The sequence below is a fragment of the Brevibacillus sp. GCM10020057 genome, assembly GCF_042683565.1.
Taxonomy (GTDB): Bacteria; Bacillota; Bacilli; order Brevibacillales; family Brevibacillaceae; genus Brevibacillus.
The window spans coordinates 45,373-63,939 of the sequence record NZ_JBHUJW010000020.1 but is presented as its reverse complement, the minus strand read 5'-3'; the positions used below and the strand labels follow the sequence as shown (position 1 = coordinate 63,939).

18 protein-coding genes are annotated in these 18,567 nt (G+C 53.6%); 17 read left to right on the top strand and 1 reads right to left on the bottom strand.

The annotated features are described in order from the left end of the window. The first annotated feature begins 327 nt into the window (after nt 1–327). The 9 genes from ACFSO0_RS05905 to pssA all read left to right on the top strand — a co-directional run bounded on the left by ACFSO0_RS05905 (nt 328) and on the right by pssA (nt 10,369). Nucleotides 328–1,461 (top strand): MGDG synthase family glycosyltransferase, encoded by a 1,134-nt coding sequence (locus ACFSO0_RS05905; protein WP_376877679.1) that lies wholly within the window; start codon nt 328–330, stop codon nt 1,459–1,461. A gap of 37 nt (nt 1,462–1,498) precedes the next feature. Then, on the top strand, nt 1,499–2,185 hold the full coding sequence (locus ACFSO0_RS05900; protein WP_376877676.1) for an HAD hydrolase-like protein: 687 nt from the start codon (nt 1,499–1,501) through the stop codon (nt 2,183–2,185). A 167-nt stretch (nt 2,186–2,352) separates the two neighbouring features. Continuing rightward, nucleotides 2,353–2,817, top strand: a complete 465-nt coding sequence (locus ACFSO0_RS05895; RefSeq protein ID WP_376877673.1) for a CtsR family transcriptional regulator — start codon at nt 2,353–2,355, stop codon at nt 2,815–2,817. A gap of 27 nt (nt 2,818–2,844) precedes the next feature. Next, the gene (gene mcsA / locus ACFSO0_RS05890; protein ID WP_376877670.1) at nt 2,845–3,363 is read left to right on the top strand and encodes a protein-arginine kinase activator protein McsA; all 519 of its coding nucleotides are present in this window, start codon (nt 2,845–2,847) and stop codon (nt 3,361–3,363) included. Nucleotides 3,364–3,385: 22 nt separating this feature from the next. Next, nucleotides 3,386–4,459 (top strand): protein-arginine kinase McsB, encoded by a 1,074-nt coding sequence (mcsB, locus tag ACFSO0_RS05885; protein WP_376877667.1) that lies wholly within the window; start codon nt 3,386–3,388, stop codon nt 4,457–4,459. Nucleotides 4,460–4,525: 66 nt separating this feature from the next. Next, nucleotides 4,526–6,976: an ATP-dependent Clp protease ATP-binding subunit gene (locus tag ACFSO0_RS05880; protein ID WP_376877664.1), complete on the top strand. Its 2,451-nt coding sequence runs from the start codon at nt 4,526–4,528 to the stop codon at nt 6,974–6,976. Between the two features lie 106 nt (nt 6,977–7,082). Continuing rightward, the gene (gene radA / locus ACFSO0_RS05875; RefSeq protein ID WP_376877661.1) at nt 7,083–8,444 is read left to right on the top strand and encodes a DNA repair protein RadA; all 1,362 of its coding nucleotides are present in this window, start codon (nt 7,083–7,085) and stop codon (nt 8,442–8,444) included. Between the two features lie 6 nt (nt 8,445–8,450). Beyond that, nucleotides 8,451–9,527 carry a DNA integrity scanning diadenylate cyclase DisA gene (gene disA, locus ACFSO0_RS05870; protein WP_376877658.1) on the top strand — a complete coding sequence of 359 codons (1,077 nt, stop codon included), beginning with the start codon at nt 8,451–8,453 and terminating at the stop codon, nt 9,525–9,527. A 113-nt stretch (nt 9,528–9,640) separates the two neighbouring features. Further along, on the top strand, nt 9,641–10,369 hold the full coding sequence (pssA, locus tag ACFSO0_RS05865) for a CDP-diacylglycerol--serine O-phosphatidyltransferase (protein ID WP_376877655.1): 729 nt from the start codon (nt 9,641–9,643) through the stop codon (nt 10,367–10,369). Nucleotides 10,370–10,462: 93 nt separating this feature from the next. Here the strand turns inward: pssA and ACFSO0_RS05860 are convergent, their stop codons facing one another. Further along, nucleotides 10,463–10,858, bottom strand: a complete 396-nt coding sequence (locus ACFSO0_RS05860; RefSeq protein ID WP_376877652.1) for a DUF1573 domain-containing protein — start codon at nt 10,856–10,858, stop codon at nt 10,463–10,465. A gap of 287 nt (nt 10,859–11,145) precedes the next feature. On the opposite strand from ACFSO0_RS05860, the gene ACFSO0_RS05855 reads away from it, so the two are divergent. From ACFSO0_RS05855 to rlmB, 8 genes are all read left to right on the top strand, one after another. Then, complete coding sequence (locus ACFSO0_RS05855; protein ID WP_376877649.1) at nt 11,146–12,234, top strand: PIN/TRAM domain-containing protein; 1,089 nt, start codon at nt 11,146–11,148, stop codon at nt 12,232–12,234. A 21-nt stretch (nt 12,235–12,255) separates the two neighbouring features. Beyond that, a complete protein-coding gene (gene ispD / locus ACFSO0_RS05850) occupies nt 12,256–12,942 on the top strand; it encodes a 2-C-methyl-D-erythritol 4-phosphate cytidylyltransferase (protein WP_376877646.1) in 687 nt (228 codons plus the stop codon). A 3-nt stretch (nt 12,943–12,945) separates the two neighbouring features. Then, a complete protein-coding gene (gene ispF, locus ACFSO0_RS05845; protein ID WP_376877643.1) occupies nt 12,946–13,419 on the top strand; it encodes a 2-C-methyl-D-erythritol 2,4-cyclodiphosphate synthase in 474 nt (157 codons plus the stop codon). A gap of 68 nt (nt 13,420–13,487) precedes the next feature. Further along, a complete protein-coding gene (gltX, locus tag ACFSO0_RS05840) occupies nt 13,488–14,954 on the top strand; it encodes a glutamate--tRNA ligase (protein ID WP_376877640.1) in 1,467 nt (488 codons plus the stop codon). Between the two features lie 382 nt (nt 14,955–15,336). After that, nucleotides 15,337–16,002 carry a serine O-acetyltransferase gene (cysE, locus tag ACFSO0_RS05835; protein WP_376877637.1) on the top strand — a complete coding sequence of 222 codons (666 nt, stop codon included), beginning with the start codon at nt 15,337–15,339 and terminating at the stop codon, nt 16,000–16,002. Further along, nucleotides 15,983–17,389, top strand: coding sequence for a cysteine--tRNA ligase (cysS, locus tag ACFSO0_RS05830; protein ID WP_376877634.1), 1,407 nt, complete (start codon nt 15,983–15,985; stop codon nt 17,387–17,389). The genes cysE and cysS overlap by 20 nt, the downstream gene beginning before the upstream one ends. A gap of 17 nt (nt 17,390–17,406) precedes the next feature. Then, nucleotides 17,407–17,808: a Mini-ribonuclease 3 gene (locus tag ACFSO0_RS05825; protein WP_376877631.1), complete on the top strand. Its 402-nt coding sequence runs from the start codon at nt 17,407–17,409 to the stop codon at nt 17,806–17,808. A 3-nt stretch (nt 17,809–17,811) separates the two neighbouring features. Beyond that, on the top strand, nt 17,812–18,567 hold the full coding sequence (gene rlmB, locus ACFSO0_RS05820) for a 23S rRNA (guanosine(2251)-2'-O)-methyltransferase RlmB (RefSeq protein WP_376877628.1): 756 nt from the start codon (nt 17,812–17,814) through the stop codon (nt 18,565–18,567).

The window sequence follows — 18,567 nt, the reverse complement described above, 5'->3', positions numbered from 1 at the left end:
TGAGGTTGATAGGTTCGGTGTGGAAGCGCGGCAACGCGTGGAGCTGACGAATACTAATCGGTCGAGGACTTATCCACACACCCTTGGCAAGCATGCAGATCCAGTTTTCAAGGAATGAAACGAACCTCTTTACTCCAAAATGGGTAGAGAGGTTTTTTGTTTTTGTATGAAAAAGAAGGGCTCATTTGCACTAATGATGTCGACAAGTTGGGCTGATTGACCGACAAGTTCCCCCTTGCAGAGCAGAGAGAGGGTAGACTAACATGAGAAGGTACCTGAATCAGAGGGTACGTTTGGCAAGGCATGGTTTATGAAGGAGAATAATCAATGAAGAAAATCCTGATCTTTTCAGCTTCCATCGGTAACGGTCACAATCAAGCGGCCAGAGCTATGCAGGAGAGTCTGGCTGAAAATGGATACACATCGATGATCATTGATACGCTGGAATACATCAGCCCCACGTTTCACAAGATTTTGCTGGAAAGCTACATGAACTTGTTGCGCTTGTCCCCGAAAATGTGGGGAAAGATCTATCACAATACCGAAAAAAGCAGATTTTTTGACATGAATGTGCTTATGAATAAATTGCTGGCAAACAAACTGAAAAAACTGATCAACAGTGTCCAGCCGGATGCGTTTATTGCGACGCATCCCTTTGCCAGTTGCATGCTTTCCGTGCTGAAAGGAAGAAACGACTGGAAGGAACCGATCTACACGATCATTACGGATTACACCATTCATCCATCGTGGATCAACCACCATATCAACTACTATTTCATCGGCCACGAGCAGCTGTACTACCTCGTGGATCTTTATCGGCAGGATCATCAAAAATTCATTCCCATGGGCATCCCGATCATGCGCAAATTCAGATTGCCGCTGGACCGGGAGCAAATCCGGGAGAAACTGAAGCTGCGACCCGAACAAAAGAGCATCATTCTCTCCGGCGGGGGGCTGGGCCTTGGCTCGATGGACAAAGTGTTGGACGGTCTCGAGGCGATCGATCACATCCCGATGAAAGTCTTTATCTTGACCGGGACAAATGAAAAGCTGTATCGAAAAGTGAGCAGTCACACGTACCGTCACGAGGTGGTTCCGCTCAGATTCATCAACAATTTTCACGAGTATTTGGAGACCGCTGACCTGATTGTCACCAAATCGGGCGGACTGACATCGGCGGAAGTGATGAGCAAGGGCGTACCCATGATTATTTACAACCCATTGCCCGGACAGGAAGAGCGCAACAGCCACTTTTTGCTCAACAACGGCTGCGCGGTGCACGCCAACTTGTCCGAGCAGCTGATCTATTTTATAGAAGAATTGCTGCACAGTCCTTCAAAAGTCGACTACATGCGGCGAATGGCGCACAAAATATCGAAGCCCGACGCCGCACAGCGCATTGCGGAATTTATTCGGGACGACATGGCGATGATGTTCGAGCAGGAAAAGCTGTCGCTGTGAAATGACGCCAAAAGAATCGGGAGGAAGAGGAGCAACCATGAGCATACCGTATGCAATCCTGTTTGACATGGACGGTACCCTGCTGCAGACGGAAAGGCTGTCGACGCCAGCGTTTCAACGGACATTCGACCAGCTCCGCGAGGCCGGTCTGTGGGAGGGGCGGACTCCGGACGAAAATGAACTGGTCAATATATTAGGCATGACCATCGAACAGGTGTGGAACAAACTGCTGCCGGGAGCCAGCGAGGAGACTATTGCAGCGGCAGACCGCTTTTTGCTGGAAAACGAAATCCGGCTCATCCGCGAGAGAGTCACCGATCTGTATCCGGGCGTCGTGGAAACGATGCGCGACTTGTACCAGAGGGGAGTGGCGATGTTCATCGCCAGCAACGGCCAGGAGGCGTATATTGACGCGCTGTGCGAAGAATACGGCTTGAAGCCGCTATTGACCGATCTGTACTCGGCCGGGCGGTTCCGGACACACACGAAAAACGATCTGGTGGCAAAGCTGCTGGCAGACTATCAGGTGCAGAAAGGCGTCATGGTCGGCGACCGCCGTTCGGACATCGAGGCAGGCAAGACGAACGGCCTGTTTACCATTGGCTGCGACTTCGGCTTTGCCAACCCCGGAGAGCTGGACGAAGCGGATGTGGTCATTACAAAATTCCCTCAATTGCTCAATCATTTGCCACAGATCGACACCACCTGGCAACGTCAAACATAAACCATTTCCGTCAGGGAGTGGTTTTTTTGTATGGTTTCAAGCGCAGCCGTTTTGCCCACAATAGAAAGTGTATTCACCACTTGCATGGACGGAGTAAAGTCATTATAATTAAAGTCAAAGATAGTCAAAGTCAATAGTCAAACACAGCGAGAACAGGAGGCGATGACTTGCGTAATATCTCGGACATCATTGAACAACACTTGAAAAGCATCTTAACCAAGAGTCCCAATGGCTCCATCGAGATTCAGCGTAGTGAGCTAGCCGACCTTTTTCAATGTGTGCCGTCTCAGATCAACTACGTCATCAACACCCGGTTTACCGTACAAAAAGGGTATATCGTGGAAAGCAAGCGCGGCGGCGGCGGGTACATTCGCATCCGCAAGGTACAGATCGTCAGCAAGGCCCGCCTGCAGGAACTTTTGACCGAAGAACTGATCGGCGAGACTATCACACAAAGTGTGGGCAATGCTATCGTAGATCGACTTTTGGAGGAAGGCCTTGTGAATCATCGGGAAGCGACCCTGATGAAAATTGCCACCTCTCGTTCGGTGCTAACCGTGGATACGGAATTGCGGGATCGTTTGCGGGCGAACATTCTAAAGCAGATGATCGCGGCTATTTTGTTGAAGTAACAAGCAATTGTCAGGAGGGATGATGTGATGAACTGTGAGGAATGCGGAAAACGACCGGCGACACTTCATTTGACGAAAATCGTCAATGGCGACAAAACCGAATACCATATTTGTGAGCATTGCGCTCAGGAAAGAGGGGACGTCTTTACCGGCTTTCACAATTTCAGCATCAACAATCTCCTTTCCGGATTATTGAAATTCGACCCGATGCAAAAAAGCATGAAAGAGTCTCCTTCCAACAAGCCGCTTCGCTGCGAAACATGTGGTCTTACCTACGCCCAGTTCAGTAAAAGCGGACGGTTCGGCTGCAGCGATTGCTATACGTTTTTGGGGGATCGGCTGGACCCGTTGTTCCGCCGCATTCACGGCAATACGCAGCACATCGGCAAAGTGCCTGAGCGTACTGGCGGGCAACTGAAGATACGAAAAGAGCTGGAGCAATTGAAGCGCGCCCTGCAAACGCATGTAGCCAGCGAAGAATTTGAAAAGGCTGCCGAGATGCGGGACCGCATTCGAGCGCTGGAGCAAAAGATGGCTCAATCGTAAGGAACATGGGGAGGTTAGCTGAATGACGCAACAGCAGTTTATGCAGAACCCGTGGAGCAACTGGATGAAAGGGGATGGACCTGATTCCGACATCGTCATCAGCACACGGTTACGCATCGCCCGTAACCTGCGCCAGCACCCTTTTCCGTTGCTTGCGACTGATTCCCAGGCCGAGGAAGTGGTCAGGAAAGTAGCGGAAGTAGCCAAGTCGGATGCCATGCGCAAACGGCACCCGCTGCAGGTGATTCACATGGACCAGGTGAACCCGCTGGAAAAGCGTGTGCTGGTGGAAAAACATCTGATCAGCCCTCATCTTGCTGAAGAGTCTCGCAAGGGCGCGGTTTTGCTGAGCGAGGATGAATCTGTCAGCATCATGGTGAACGAAGAAGATCACATTCGGATTCAAGTGCTGCTCCCCGGGTTTCGCCTGAATGAGGCTTGGGAAATCGGCACCAAAATAGATGACGTATTTGAGAAGAGCCTCAACTACGCTTTTGACGAGACGAGGGGATACCTCACAAGCTGCCCGACCAATGTGGGCACGGGAATCCGCGCCTCGGTCATGCTGCATCTCCCCGCGCTGGTCATGACCCAGCAAATCAGCCGCATTTTGCAGGCAATTAATCAAGTTGGGCTGGTCGTACGAGGAATTTACGGGGAAGGCAGCGAAGCATTAGGGAATCTGTTTCAACTCTCCAACCAGGTGACGCTGGGCATGTCGGAAGCAGACATCCTCTCCAACCTGTACGGGGTGGCGAGACAGATTATCGAACAGGAGCGCGTCGCCCGTAAATACTTGCTCGAACATACCCGCGTATCGCTGGAAGACCGCATTTTTCGCTCGTACGGCACGCTTATGTACGCGCGGACGGTCGAATCCAAGGAGGCGGCACAACGCCTGTCTGATGTTCGTTTGGGGATTGATCTTGGGGTGATTCAGGACGTTTCGCCGCTGGTGCTCAACGAGCTGCTCGTCACGACGCAGCCGGGCTTTCTGCAGCATCATGCAGGCCAGAAGCTGACTCCCGATCAACGGGACGAACGCAGGGCGAGACTGATTCGGGAGCGCATTTCCGAGATGCGCAGCGGCAAGTAAACACAGGCAACACGCAACAGTTAATCTTATAGAGAATAAAGCACGGCTACCTTGGAGGTGTACGATATGATGTTTGGACGTTTTACGGAACGAGCACAAAAAGTATTGGCTCTTGCCCTGGAAGAAGCAGTGCGTCTCGGTCACAAAGACATCGGGACAGAGCACGTGTTGCTGGGATTGATTCGGGAGGGCGAAGGGATTGCCGCAAAAGCGCTGCAGTCGCTTGGGCTGGGTCTCGACAAGATCCAAAGTGAAGTGGAATCGTTGATCGGACGCGGAACTGAGCAGTCCGGCAGCAATTACACTCCAAACTATACACCGCGCGCCAAAAAGGTCATTGAGCTGTCCATGGACGAAGCGCGCAAGCTGGGCCATACGTACGTAGGCACCGAGCACATCCTGTTGGGCTTGATCCGTGAAGGAGAAGGCATTGCGGCGAGAATCATGAACAATCTGGGCGTCAGCCTGAACAAGGCGCGCCAGCAAGTGCTGCAACTGTTGGGCAGCTCCGAGATGATGGCTTCCCATCAGCCATCCGGCGGCAATCCGGCAGCCAGCACGCCTACGCTGGACGGCCTGGCTCGCGACCTGACAGCCATTGCCCGCGACGGCGGCCTTGATCCGGTCATCGGTCGGCAAAAAGAAATCGAGCGCGTCATTCAGGTACTGAGCAGACGCACCAAAAACAATCCGGTGCTCATCGGGGAGCCGGGGGTCGGGAAGACGGCGATCGCCGAAGGACTGGCACAAAAGATCGTAAACAACGAAATTCCCGAGACGCTGCGCGACAAGCGCGTCATGACGCTGGATATGGGGACGGTCGTGGCAGGCACCAAATACCGCGGCGAATTTGAAGACCGCCTGAAAAAAATCATGGACGAAATTCGCCAGGCAGGAAACATCATCCTGTTCATCGACGAGCTGCACACGTTGATCGGTGCAGGTGGCGCAGAGGGTGCGATCGACGCTTCCAACATTCTCAAGCCCGCTTTGGCTCGCGGAGAATTGCAGTGCGTCGGTGCGACTACACTTGACGAATACCGCAAATACATTGAAAAAGACGCTGCGCTGGAGCGCCGTTTCCAGCCGATTCAGGTAGACGAACCGACAGCGGAAGACGCCGTAAAAATTTTGCATGGACTGCGCGATCGTTACGAAGCGCATCACCGCGTGAAAATTACCGATGAAGCGATCGAGCAGGCCGTCAAGCTGTCTGACCGTTACATCACGGATCGCTTCCTGCCGGACAAAGCGATCGACCTCATCGACGAGGCAGCCTCCAAGGTGCGCCTGCAGTCCTTTACCGTTCCGCCGAATCTCAAGGAACTGGAAGGCCGTCTCGAAGAAGTGCGCAAGGAAAAGGATGCGGCTGTGCAGTCCCAGGAATTTGAAGAAGCGGCTGCCCTGCGCGATCAGGAGCAGAAGCTGCGTGAAGAGCTGGATAAGACCAAGAAGGATTGGAAAGAGCGCCAAGGCAAGCTGAATATGGAAGTAACGCCGGAGGACATCGCCCAGGTCGTGGCGAGCTGGACAGGAATCCCTGTGCTGAAGCTGAAAGAGGAAGAAGCCGAGCGCCTGCTGAAAATGGAGGACATTCTCCATAGCCGCGTGATCGGCCAGGAAGAAGCAGTCAAATCGATCTCCCGCGCCGTGCGCCGTGCCCGTGCCGGTCTGAAGGACCCGAAACGCCCTGTCGGCTCGTTTATTTTCCTCGGCCCTACCGGTGTCGGGAAAACCGAACTGGCGCGTGCAGTGGCAGAGACGCTGTTTGGCGATGAAGACGCGATGATCCGCGTCGATATGTCCGAGTACATGGAAAAACATTCGACAGCGCGGCTGGTTGGTGCCCCTCCCGGATACGTCGGCTACGACGAAGGCGGCCAGCTGACCGAAAAAGTCCGCCGCAAGCCATACTCCGTCATTTTGCTGGATGAGATTGAAAAAGCGCACCCGGACGTCTTCAACATCCTGCTGCAAGTGCTGGATGACGGCCGCCTGACCGATTCCAAAGGGCGTACCGTCGACTTCCGCAATACCGTCGTGATTATGACCTCCAACGTCGGGGCGAGCATGATCAAGAAAAACATGACACTCGGCTTCACCACGGGCGATACGGAAAGAAAATACCAGGATATGAAGGACAGAGTGATGGATGAACTGAAAAAGAGCTTCCGTCCTGAATTCCTGAACCGCATCGACGAAGTCATCGTGTTCCACTCTCTGGAGCAGGAGCATATCGAACAGATCGTTTCCTTGATGACCGACGAGCTGCGTAAACGACTGCAAGAACAGAACATTGATTTCCAATTGACCGACGAAGCCAAGAAGGTCCTGGCCAAGGAAGGCTTCGATCCGGCCTACGGCGCCCGTCCGCTGCGCAGAGCCATCCAGCGCCATATCGAGGACAAATTGTCCGAGGAACTGCTGAGTGGCAACATCAGCAAGGGCGACACGGTCAATATCGACGCCGAAGAAGGCCGATTGGTCGTCAAGCGTTTGGAAAAAACAAAGCGATAACCTGCCCGAGCAGACACCAGAATACCTCCCGAAACAGGAGGTATTCTTTTTTTGTGTCCCCATGTATGATAAAAATAGAGGGTAAATTCCAGACGAGGGTGCGAACATGTCAAAGTATAAAACGAAATACGCGTGTCAAGAATGTGGCTATGAATCGCCAAAATGGATGGGGAAATGTCCAGGCTGCAGCAGCTGGAACACGATGGTAGAGGAAATGACGGTAAAGAGTGCGCATCGCCGCGAAGGGAGCGGTCAGCGCCAGGCTGCGATGCCGTTGACAGAGGTAGCCAGTGAAGAAGAACCGCGCATGGACACGACGATCGGAGAGCTGAATCGGGTGCTGGGCGGAGGACTGGTGCCGGGGTCGCTCATTTTGGTCGGCGGCGATCCGGGTATCGGGAAATCGACGTTGCTGCTCCAGACTTCGTTTGCTCTGGCGCATCAAGGCGCGAAAGTTTTGTATGTTTCCGGGGAGGAATCAGCCAAGCAGATCAAGCTGCGTGCGGATCGGCTCGGTACCAACACTCCTCCTCTGTTTGTTTTGGCAGAAAATGATTTGGATTTGATCGAACAGCATATTAATCAGGTAGACCCCCATGTGCTGATCATCGACTCGATCCAGACGGTTTTTCACCCTGCGGTTCAGTCCGCCGCAGGCAGCGTCGCCCAGGTGCGTGAGGCGACCGCTCAGCTGATGCGGATTGCGAAAGGCAAGGGAATCGCGACGTTCATCGTCGGTCACGTCACCAAGGAAGGCTCCATCGCTGGCCCGCGCATGCTCGAACACATGGTGGATGCAGTTCTGTACTTCGAGGGAGAGCGTCACAATACATTCCGTATTTTACGGGCGGTCAAAAACCGCTTCGGTTCGACAAACGAAATCGGGATATTTGAGATGAAGGATCGCGGGCTGAAAGAGGTGGCGAATCCGTCGGAAATCTTTTTGGCGGAGCGTCCCTTCGGAGTAGCCGGCTCTACCGTTGTAGCCAGTATGGAAGGCACTCGCCCGGTTTTGGTCGAGCTGCAGGCACTGGTGGCTCCGACCAGCTTCGTGACGCCGCGCAGGATGGCGACAGGAGTCGATCACCAGCGCGTGGCGATGATCATGGCCGTCCTGGAGAAGCGCATGGGCATGATGCTGCAAAATCAGGATGCCTATGTAAACGTGGCGGGCGGCGTCCGGCTGGATGAGCCTGCCGTAGACCTGGCGATAGCCGTCAGCATTGCGAGCAGCTTCCGCGACCACGCTACCAATCCCCACGATGTCGTGATCGGCGAGATCGGCCTCACTGGCGAGGTGCGGGGCGTGTCGCGCATTGAGCAGCGGGTCCGGGAAGCCCACAAGCTCGGTTTCAAGCGAGTCATTATTCCAGAGAAAAACATCCGCGGGTTGGACGCTCCAGACGATATTCAGGTAATCGGCGTATCGAACATCGGAGAGGCTCTGAACGAGGTCATAAGGGGGTAGGGGCGGATGCAAGACAGCCAAAAGAAAAATCCGCTGTTCAGTGATGTGCTTCGCCTGGTCGCTCCTGGTACGCAGCTGCGGGAAGGGTTGGAAAATGTGCTCCGGGCAAAGACGGGCGGCCTGATCGTCGTCGGCTACGGACCGGAGATGAAGCATATTGTCGATGGAGGCTTTTCGATCAATTGCGACTTCACCCCTGCGCATTTGTATGAATTAGCGAAGATGGATGGGGCGATCATAGTAAGTGAAGATGCCAAGCGCATCCTGTACGCCAATACCCAGCTGTTTCCTCCCGCTTCGATCGCCACAAGCGAGACAGGGACGCGTCACCGGACAGCCCAGCGAACGGCCATTCACACCAATTCCCTGGTGATCGCCATCTCCCAGCGGAGGAACGTCATCACCCTGTACCAGGGAAACTTCCGGTATGTGCTCAACGAGATCAGCGTCATTTTGGCCAAAGCCAACCAGGCGGTATCCACGCTGGAAAAGTACAAGGCGGTGCTGGACCAGACGCTGACCAATCTGGGAGCATTGGAATTCGAGGAACTGGTCACGCTCCACGAGGTGACATCGGTTCTGCAGCGGGTAGAAATGGTGCTGCGGATCAAATCGGAGGTGACCAAATACATATTCGAGCTTGGGGTCGAAGGCAGATTGGTCAGCATGCAGCTGGAAGAGCTCGTGTCGAATATCGAGGATGAGGCCCGCATGCTCATCCGGGATTACTGTCGAGATCCGGCGCATTCTCCCGATCAAGTATTGCGCGACATGAAAAAAATGAGTTCGGATGAAATGCTGGAGTTGACCTCCTTTTTGCGTGTTCTCGGGTACTCGGGGAACGCCAACATGCTGGAGGAATCCATCTCTCCCCGCGGGTACCGCATTTTATACAAAATTCCGCGGCTTCCGCTGTCGATTATCGCCAATCTTGTCGAACACTTTCACAACCTGCCCCGCATCATGATGGCAACCATCGAGGAATTGGACGAAGTGGAGGGCATCGGGGAGGTCCGCGCAAGGGCCATCAAGGACGGGTTAAAAAGGATTCAGGAGCAAGTGTTCATTGACAGGCACATTTAAGGTAGAATAGGATAGAGGCATTATTTGTATTCAACATTTGCCTAGGGGACCCGAATGCAAATAGGGTCAACAGGATACTCGTCTCCTTCGCAAAAGAAATCAGGAGGTAGTCTATGTTCGTGAAATCGTTACCGAACATACTAACCGTAAGCAACTTGTTTCTGGGTGTTCTCGCAATCATTCTGGCGTTTCGGGGCGATGAGTTCGTCGATTATGCGGCCATCACGGTAATTATCGGCATGCTGGCAGACGGCCTGGACGGTCGCGTGGCCCGGATGCTGAACGTGCAAAGCGAGTTCGGGAAGGAACTGGATTCCCTCTCGGACGTGATCACGTTTGGTGTAGCGCCTGCCTTTATCATGTATGTCGTCGTGTTGAATGATTTTAACTGGCTGGGGATCTTGATTACCGCGATCTTTCCGATCTGCGGGGCGCTCCGTCTGGCCCGCTTTAACGTACAGGCTGGCGTTCCCGGCTATTTCATCGGTTTGCCGATCACGGCTGCGGGCGGTGTTCTCGCGACGCTGGCCTTGTACCATCAAGTGTTTAACACGGCCCTGCTCGCCATCAGCATGCTGCTGCTCGCGTTTCTGATGGTGTCGAAGATCAAGTACCCCAACTTCAAAAAGGTGGGGATTCCGAAATCGGCGTATTGGATTACCCCGGTCATTATCGCCATCGTCGTTGTGGTAGCAATCAAATACCCGCAGCAGTTTCCGAAAATCGTGTTCCTGCCGCTGGCCTTTTACGCCTTGTACGGAATAAAAAAAAACGTTGACTTTCTTGTCAAAAAGTTTCGGAAGGGAAAAAACAAGGAAGAGGAATCTGTCCCTTTTGAATAAGCGTCAGCATAGAAAAAACCCGCTTCTATCCAGCGGGTTTTCCATTTTTTTATGCAACTTTTCTGCGGGGTCGCTCGTATTACGAAAAGAGGTCTACGAGAGGTTGAAGACTCCGAGTGTGTTCAATCGGTTCGATTCCTTTTGCAACACGTCTTCCAGCCTGATGTCCGTAATATTGCACAGAGCGGTGAGGTAAAACAGGTTTTTGCCGAGTTCCGCCGTAAATACGTCGCGGCAATGCTCGCATAACGAGCCATTGAAATGAGTGTCCAGATGCAGTTTGTTTTCTTCCAGGTTCTTGTTTGGATCGTACGTCTGCTTTTTCGCCACTACCTCGACACAGCCACATTCCGTGATCGCCTTGGTCAGAGACCGATTGATGCGGGACGCAGTTTCCTGAACTTTGGACATGACGTCCAGCACGCTCCGATGTCTGATCAAGAGTTCCGATACTTGCGTTTGAAAGTCGTCTACATTGCTTTTGTCCATATGGTTCACCCCTGCTTTAGGCTGCAATTATCGTCAAAATTTTCGCGCATTGTGCTACTGACATTATAAGAAGGGAGTCAGGCCGATGTCAAATTATATCGGAAGGAAACGGATGTTCGAGGTTGACGACAAAATGAAAACTGTGTTAAAATTTTTGGCCATTTGACATAGCAATTTAACTTTTGCTATAGTGGGGGGGAAGTGGTGATGAAAAGTTTTTGCCATTTGGAAAGAATCAAGGTTTTACTTATAGGCTTCTGTCTATATTAATATAAGGAGGTGAAGGCATGGTACGCCGCATTGGAAAAATCTTTTTCGTATTGATTGGTGGAGGCTTGGGGTACCAGTACGGTGCCGACCTGTTCTTGTTGCTCAACCAGCTGCTGAATTTTGGAGAAATAGCAGGGACGCAGTACATTGGTGCGGTACTCGGCGCCATTCTGTTCTTCTTTTTGGCGAATTGGCTTCTGGATTACATTTTGAGAGTGATTCGCTGGGGAGAAGAGACGCTCGTCAAAATGCCGATTGTCGATGTCATGTTCGGAGCGATGGGGTTGATTAGTGGTCTTATTGTTGCCTTTTTATTATTCCTGCCCATCAGCAAAATTCCGATCCCGGTGATAGGAGATCTGTTGCCCTTGGTCGTGTCCGGTTTGCTTGGTTATTTGGGATTCCAGGTAGGTTTCCGTAAACGGGATGAAATTATGGCTGTATTTTCTATCGGCCGGAAGGATAAGAAAAAAGACAATAACGCCACAGCCACTAACGTGGAGAACAAAATTCTCGACACGAGCGTCATCATCGACGGACGCATCGCGGACATCTGCCGCACCGGTTTTTTGGAGGGCGTGCTCGTCATTCCGGGTTTCGTGCTGGAAGAGCTGCAGCACATCGCGGATTCCTCCGATGTGCTCAAGCGAAACAGGGGACGCCGGGGACTGGATATTTTGAACAAGATCCAAAAAGAAATGAAAGTGAAAGTGCAAATTTGGGAAGGCGATTTCGAGGAAGTCTCGGAAGTGGACAGCAAGCTGATCAAGCTGGCCAAAGTCATGAACGGCAAGGTCGTGACGAATGACTTCAACCTGAACAAAGTGTGCGAGCTGCAAGGCGTCTCTGTCTTGAACATCAACGATTTGGCAAACGCGGTAAAGCCGGTCGTCCTGCCAGGCGAGGAAATGAACGTGCAAGTAATCAAGGATGGCAAGGAGCACGGTCAAGGCGTCGCTTATCTGGACGACGGCACGATGATCGTCGTGGAGGGCGGACGCGAGTACATCGGCAATGATGTGGATGTCCTCGTCACCAGCGTGCTGCAAACCTCGGCAGGCCGGATGATTTTCGCCAAGCCGAAGCTGTTGGAAAAAGCATTGTAAAGAGACAGGAGAGAAAGATACGTGGGTACGGGAGTCGTGATCGTTGCCGCCGGTTCCGGAAAGCGGATGGGCGGCGAACGAAACAAGCTGTGGTTGCCTTTGGGCGGTGAACCGATACTGGCTCACACGGTACGCCTGTTTGCGACACACAGGGAGATAGATGAGATCGCGCTGGTTGTCAGTGCACAGGATCATGATAGTGTACTGAAATGGCTCGATCGGGAGCGCATCCGCGTTACGGTTGCCTTGGGCGGTGCCGAACGGCAGGACAGCGTGAGAAACGGATTGTCCGCACTCTCCCGTGACTGTTCATATGTGCTTGTCCACGATGCTGCCCGTCCTTTTGTTACTCGTGAGCAGATCAGTGCCATGATCCAAAAGGTAAAAGAGGATCAGGCGACGATCATGGCTGTGCCAGTCAAGGATACGATTAAAGTGGTGGGGACGACAGGGATTGTCGAGTCGACCCCGGCGCGTGAAAGCTTGTGGGCCGTGCAAACCCCACAAGCTTTTCGTATGTCTTTGCTGCGGGAGGCGCATCAGGCGGCATTGGAAGCGGGCAAAATGGGCACGGATGATGCCATGCTGGTGGAGTGGCTGGGCCATCCGGTGACGGTAATGCAAGGAAGCTACGAGAATATAAAGATCACGACCCCGGACGATTTGTGGCTGGGCGAGGAGATCTTGCGGAAACGAAGGGGAGAGTAGTTCATGCGGATTGGACAAGGGTTTGATGTACATCAGCTGGTGGAGGGACGGCCGTGCATTATCGGCGGCGTCACCATCCCCTATGAGAAAGGATTGCTTGGGCATTCGGATGCCGATGTGCTTCTGCATGCGATCAGCGACGCGATCCTTGGGGCGATAGGCGAGGGGGACATCGGAAGGCATTTTCCCGACACGGACCCCGCGTTCAAGGATGCAGACAGCGTAAAGCTGCTGCAGCATGTATGGGGGCTGGTGCGGGAGCGCGGATACCGGCTGGGGAATGTCGATGCGACGATCATTGCCCAAGCGCCGAAAATGGCTCCGTACATTCCGCAAATGCGTGAAGTGATCGCGCGCGTGCTGGAGGCGGACGAGCTTTCGCAGGTCAACGTGAAGGCGACGACGACGGAAAAGCTGGGCTTTGCCGGACGGGGAGAAGGAATCGCCGCTCAGGCTGTATGCTTGCTTGTCAAGTAGAGGGGCAAGGTGTAACATAAGGCATTAAGAAACATTTTTCGTTTATATTCATAAGGATGGTGCTACCCATGGCGAAAGAAATCCGCACGCGATATGCTCCGAGTCCTACGGGGCATTTGCATATCGGCGGTGCTCGTACAGCGCTTTTCAACTACTTGTTTGCGAAACATCACGGCGGTACCTTCATCGTTCGGATTGAAGATACGGACCAAACCCGCAACAAGGAAAATGCTGACGAAGAGCAAATGAAAAACCTGAAATGGCTCGGGGTGAATTGGGAAGAGGGTACAGACGTTGGCGGTCCTTATGGGCCTTATCGCCAAATGGAACGTCTGGACATCTACCGCAAATATATCGACCAGCTGCTCGCGGAAGGCAAGGCGTACTACTGTTACGCGACCAAGGAAGAGCTGGATGCAGAGCGCGAGGAGCAGATCGCGCGCGGAGAGACGCCGCGCATTCTGGAAAAGCATCGTCATGTGACGGAAGAGCAGCGTGCCCAATATGAAGCGGAAGGCCGCGTGCCATCCATCCACTTCCTGGTGCAGGACGATCGGGAGTACGTGGTGGACGATTTGATCCGCGGACGTGTGACCTTCAATTCCAACGAGATGGGCGATTTCGTGATTTGCCGTCCGGACGGGATTCCCACGTACAACTTTGCCGTCGTGATCGACGACTATTTGATGAAAATCAGCCACGTCATCCGCGGCGAAGAACATCTGTCCAACACGCCGCGCCAGCTGATGATTTACGAGGCGTTCGGCTGGGAGCCTCCGCAATTTGCACACCTGGCTCTGATCTTGAACCAGGAAGGCAAAAAAATGTCGAAGCGCGACGAGAGCATCCTGCAGTTCGTCGAGCAGTATCGCGATCTCGGTTTCTTGCCGGAAGCGATCGTGAACTTCCTCGTCCTGCTGGGCTGGTCTCCGGGCGGCGAAGAAGAGATTTTCCTCATGAACGATCTCATCAAGCTGTTCTCGTTGGACCGGGTGAACAAGTCTCCGGCTGTATTTGACGCCGCCAAGATGAACTGGATGAACAACTTCTACCTGAAACGCCAGCCTTTGGATCTGATTACGGATATGTGTGTGCCGCATCTGCAAAAGGCGGGCTTCATTGAAGAGAACCTGTCCGATGCCAAGCGGGATTGGGTTCGCAGCATTGTTGCACTGTATCAGGAGCAAATGTCGTACTGTGCGCAGATCGTTCCGCTCGCGGCTCTTTTCTTCCTCGATGAAGTAGTGTACGATGAAGAGGCGACACTCGTTTTGAAAGAACCGCAATTGCCGCAGGTACTGGAATCTTTTGTCACACACATCTCCGCACAAGAGGAATATAATGTGGATACGATCAAAGCCACATTGAAAGAAGTGCAAAAGGAAACAGGACAAAAAGGCAAGGCGCTGTTCATGCCGATTCGCGTGGCAGCCACCGGACAGGCTCATGGACGCGACCTCGCGGAAACGCTGTATTTGCTGGGCCGGGAAAAAGTGCTGGCTCGCACCAAACAGGTAATTGCAAACGGGAAGTAAGCCCGTCAATACAATAGACATATGCGAAGATCGGGAGAAGTACGGCGCAAGACACATCGACAGAGAGGGTGGAGGGGTGAGAGCCGCCCGTTGTGTCCCGTCCGGAAATGCACCTGTGAGCAATGAGCTGAACGTGCTGCTCAAAGAGCGCATCAGTAGGTGAGTCGGCAGCCCGCCGTTATCGGGTTTACGAGCAAGATCACAGCGCCGGCAGATCGCCGGGCGGTGCGATCGCAAGCAGAGTGGAACCACGGTAACGCCGTCTCTGTCCCTTCCATTGTGAAGGGGCAGAGGCGTTTTTTATTTTACAGACAGTACAGATCCATTCCTTTCCGGCAGCCAAGTTTTCGGTCGGAACAAATTCAGGCAGGAGGTGCCACCCGTGTTTGCACAATTGAAAGATGACATTCAGGTTGTATTTGAACGTGACCCGGCTGCGCGAAGCACTCTGGAGGTTGTTTTGACCTATTCCGGTTTGCATGCCATATGGGGGCACCGGATTGCCCACAAGCTGTGGAAGGCGAACTGGTGTACATTGGCGCGCGCTGTCTCCCAACTGTTCCGCTTTTTTACGGGGATCGAGATTCATCCGGGCGCGCGAATCGGCAGAGGATTATTTATCGATCACGGAATGGGCGTCGTCATTGGGGAGACGTGCGAGATCGGCGACAACGTTACCATCTACCAGGGAGTCACCCTGGGCGGGACAGGGAAGGAAAAAGGGAAGCGTCACCCCACCATCGGCAATGATGTCATTATTGCCACGGGAGCGAAAGTGTTGGGTTCCTTCAAGATTGGCGATAATTCAAAGATAGGCGCTGGTGCGGTCGTCTTGCAGGAAGTACCGCCGAACTCCACAGTGGTCGGAATCAAGGCGCGCATCGTCATTCAGGACGGCAAGCGCGTCAAGCACGATCTGGATCATGTCAATCTGCCGGACCCTGTAGCAGATACCATCCGCCAAATGCAGCGGGAAATTGATCACTTGCGTAAGGAATTGGAGCAATTGAGGGAGGATAAAAAGAAGCATGAGCATTCAGTTGACTAATACATTGACGCGGCGAAAGGAACCATTCATCCCGTTGGAGCCGGGCAAGGTGAAGATGTACGTGTGCGGTCCTACGGTGTACAACTACATTCACATTGGCAACTCTCGCCCCGCCATCGTATTCGACACATTGCGCCGTTACCTGAAATACCGGGGGTACCAGGTGACTTTTGTGCAAAACATCACGGATGTGGACGACAAGCTGATTCGCGTGGCGAACGAGGAAGGGACGACTGTCAAGGAAGTCGCTGACCGCTACACGGCTGCTTTTAACGAAGACTTGCGGTCCTTGAATGTGCTGCCTCCGGACATCCAGCCGCGCGTGATGCAGACGATCCCGGAAATCATCGAGTTCGTATCCGGTCTGATTGAAAAAGGGTTCGCGTATGAAAGCGAAGGAGACGTCTACTTCCGCACCGGGCGTTTCAGCGAGTACGGAAAGCTCTCCCACCAGCCGCTGGATGATTTGCAAGCGGGAGCGCGCGTGGAAATCAACGAGAAAAAGGAGCATCCGCTCGACTTCGCCCTGTGGAAAGCAGCCAAGCCGGGCGAAGTCTCCTGGAGCAGTCCGTGGGGAGAAGGCCGTCCCGGCTGGCATATTGAATGCTCGGCGATGGCGCTCAAATTCCTCGGGGAAGAAATCGACATCCATGCCGGCGGAACCGACCTGGTGTTCCCTCACCACGAAAATGAAATCGCCCAGTCTGAATGCTTTACGGGCAAGGTATTTGCCCGCTACTGGCTGCATAACGGAATGCTCAACATCAACAACGAAAAAATGTCCAAGTCGCTGGGCAACTTCCTGCTGGCGCGAGACCTGGTGCAGAAGTTCGGCGGTCAGCTGATTCGCTTTTTCATGCTGCTCGGTCACTACCGCAACCCGATCAACTTCAGCGACGACCTGCTGGAGCAAGCGGCTGGCGGTCTGGATCGGATCAAGACGGCATACAGCAATCTGAAATACCGGCTGGCGACGTCTCGCGCAGAAGAGCCGAACGGCCTGGCGGCAGAGCAGGCGCGTATCATCGGCGAGCTGCGGGAGAAATTCATTGCGGAAATGGACGATGACCTGAATACGGCCAATGCCATTACCGTCTTGTTCGATGTGGTAAAAGAAGCAAACCTGTACATGCACCATGAGAACGTCGGTACGCACGAGATCCAGGCGTACATGGACCTGCTCGTGGAGCTGACTGGCGTACTCGGACTTTTGCTCGAGCAAGAGGATGAGCTATTGGACGACGAGATCGATGCGCTGATCGCAGAGCGCACAGAGGCCCGCAAAGCACGCAACTTTGCGCGTTCCGACGAAATCCGCGACCTGCTTGCTGCAAAAGGAATCGTGCTGGAAGACACTCCGCAGGGTGTTCGCTGGCGCCGAAAATAAGGGGCCGAAGAGACGAAATGCAAAAAGAAGAACTGACCCGGGACCCCAACCAGACGAATCCGCTGGTCCTGGCGTTTCTCGGGGATGCTACCTATGCCCACTGTGTAAGGTATCATTTGATCGCCAAGGGGCTGGTCAAACCGAACCAGCTCCACAAGGAAGCCAACCGTTACGTTTCTGCCAAGGCGCAAGCCAATATTTTGCTGACGCTTCTGCCCACGCTCGCGGAGGATGAGGTGAGCGTGGTGAAGCGGGGCAGGAACGCCAAGTCCGGCTCCACCGCCAAAAACGCGGACATTATTGACTATCGGCATGCAACGGCTTTTGAAGCGCTCATCGGATATTTGTATCTGAACGGAAAAGAAGAGCGGATCGCTGAAATCATGCAGCAGGCTTTTGCGATTGTGGAAGGAGAATAAACGATGAGTGAAGAGTGGATTGTCGGGAAAAACCCGGTGATCGAAGCGCTGCGTTCCGGGCGCACGATCAACAAGATTTGGATTGCAGAGGGAACGAACAAAAACTTGATGGCCCCGGTATTTGCTCTGGCGAAGGAGCAGGGCGTCATCGTGACAACGGCCAATCGCAAAAAGCTGGATCAGCTCGTTTCCACCGATAATCATCAGGGGGTAGTGGCTTCCGTCGCTGCGTACGACTACGCCGAAGTGGAAGACATTTTGCGGCGGGCCGAGGAGAAAAACCAGCCGCCGTTTATTTTGCTGCTGGACGAGCTGGAGGACCCGCACAATCTCGGCTCCATTTTGCGGACGGCAGATGCGGTCGGCGCACACGGAGTGATCATTCCGAAGCGGCGCTCCGTGAGTCTGACCGCTACGGTTGCCAAAGCATCAGCAGGTGCCATCAACTACGTGCCTGTCGCACGGGTCACAAATCTCGTGCGGACGATGGAAGAGCTGAAAGAGCGCGGAGTGTGGATCGCAGGTACGGACGCGAGCGCCAAGCAAGACTTCCGCCAAGGCGATTTTACGATGCCGCTCGCGATCGTCATCGGCAGCGAGGGCAAAGGCATCAGCAGGCTGGTCCGGGAGAACTGCGACTTTCTGTACAGCCTTCCGATGGCAGGCCATGTCACCTCGCTCAATGCCTCTGTAGCCGCTGCGCTCTTGATGTATGAAGTATATCGCTGCAGGAGTCCGCTGCCGACTCCGGTGAAATAA

Coding starts and splice junctions, on each gene's coding strand:
- ACFSO0_RS05905 (WP_376877679.1), top strand. CDS start 328: ATGAAGAAAATCCTGATCTTTTCAGCTTCCATCGGTAACGGTCACAAT.
- ACFSO0_RS05900 (WP_376877676.1), top strand. CDS start 1,499: ATGAGCATACCGTATGCAATCCTGTTTGACATGGACGGTACCCTGCTG.
- mcsA (WP_376877670.1), top strand. CDS start 2,845: ATGAACTGTGAGGAATGCGGAAAACGACCGGCGACACTTCATTTGACG.
- mcsB (WP_376877667.1), top strand. CDS start 3,386: ATGACGCAACAGCAGTTTATGCAGAACCCGTGGAGCAACTGGATGAAA.
- ACFSO0_RS05880 (WP_376877664.1), top strand. CDS start 4,526: ATGATGTTTGGACGTTTTACGGAACGAGCACAAAAAGTATTGGCTCTT.
- radA (WP_376877661.1), top strand. CDS start 7,083: ATGTCAAAGTATAAAACGAAATACGCGTGTCAAGAATGTGGCTATGAA.
- disA (WP_376877658.1), top strand. CDS start 8,451: ATGCAAGACAGCCAAAAGAAAAATCCGCTGTTCAGTGATGTGCTTCGC.
- pssA (WP_376877655.1), top strand. CDS start 9,641: ATGTTCGTGAAATCGTTACCGAACATACTAACCGTAAGCAACTTGTTT.
- ACFSO0_RS05860 (WP_376877652.1), bottom strand. CDS start 10,858: ATGGACAAAAGCAATGTAGACGACTTTCAAACGCAAGTATCGGAACTC.
- ACFSO0_RS05855 (WP_376877649.1), top strand. CDS start 11,146: ATGGTACGCCGCATTGGAAAAATCTTTTTCGTATTGATTGGTGGAGGC.
- ispF (WP_376877643.1), top strand. CDS start 12,946: ATGCGGATTGGACAAGGGTTTGATGTACATCAGCTGGTGGAGGGACGG.
- gltX (WP_376877640.1), top strand. CDS start 13,488: ATGGCGAAAGAAATCCGCACGCGATATGCTCCGAGTCCTACGGGGCAT.
- cysS (WP_376877634.1), top strand. CDS start 15,983: ATGAGCATTCAGTTGACTAATACATTGACGCGGCGAAAGGAACCATTC.
- ACFSO0_RS05825 (WP_376877631.1), top strand. CDS start 17,407: ATGCAAAAAGAAGAACTGACCCGGGACCCCAACCAGACGAATCCGCTG.
- rlmB (WP_376877628.1), top strand. CDS start 17,812: ATGAGTGAAGAGTGGATTGTCGGGAAAAACCCGGTGATCGAAGCGCTG.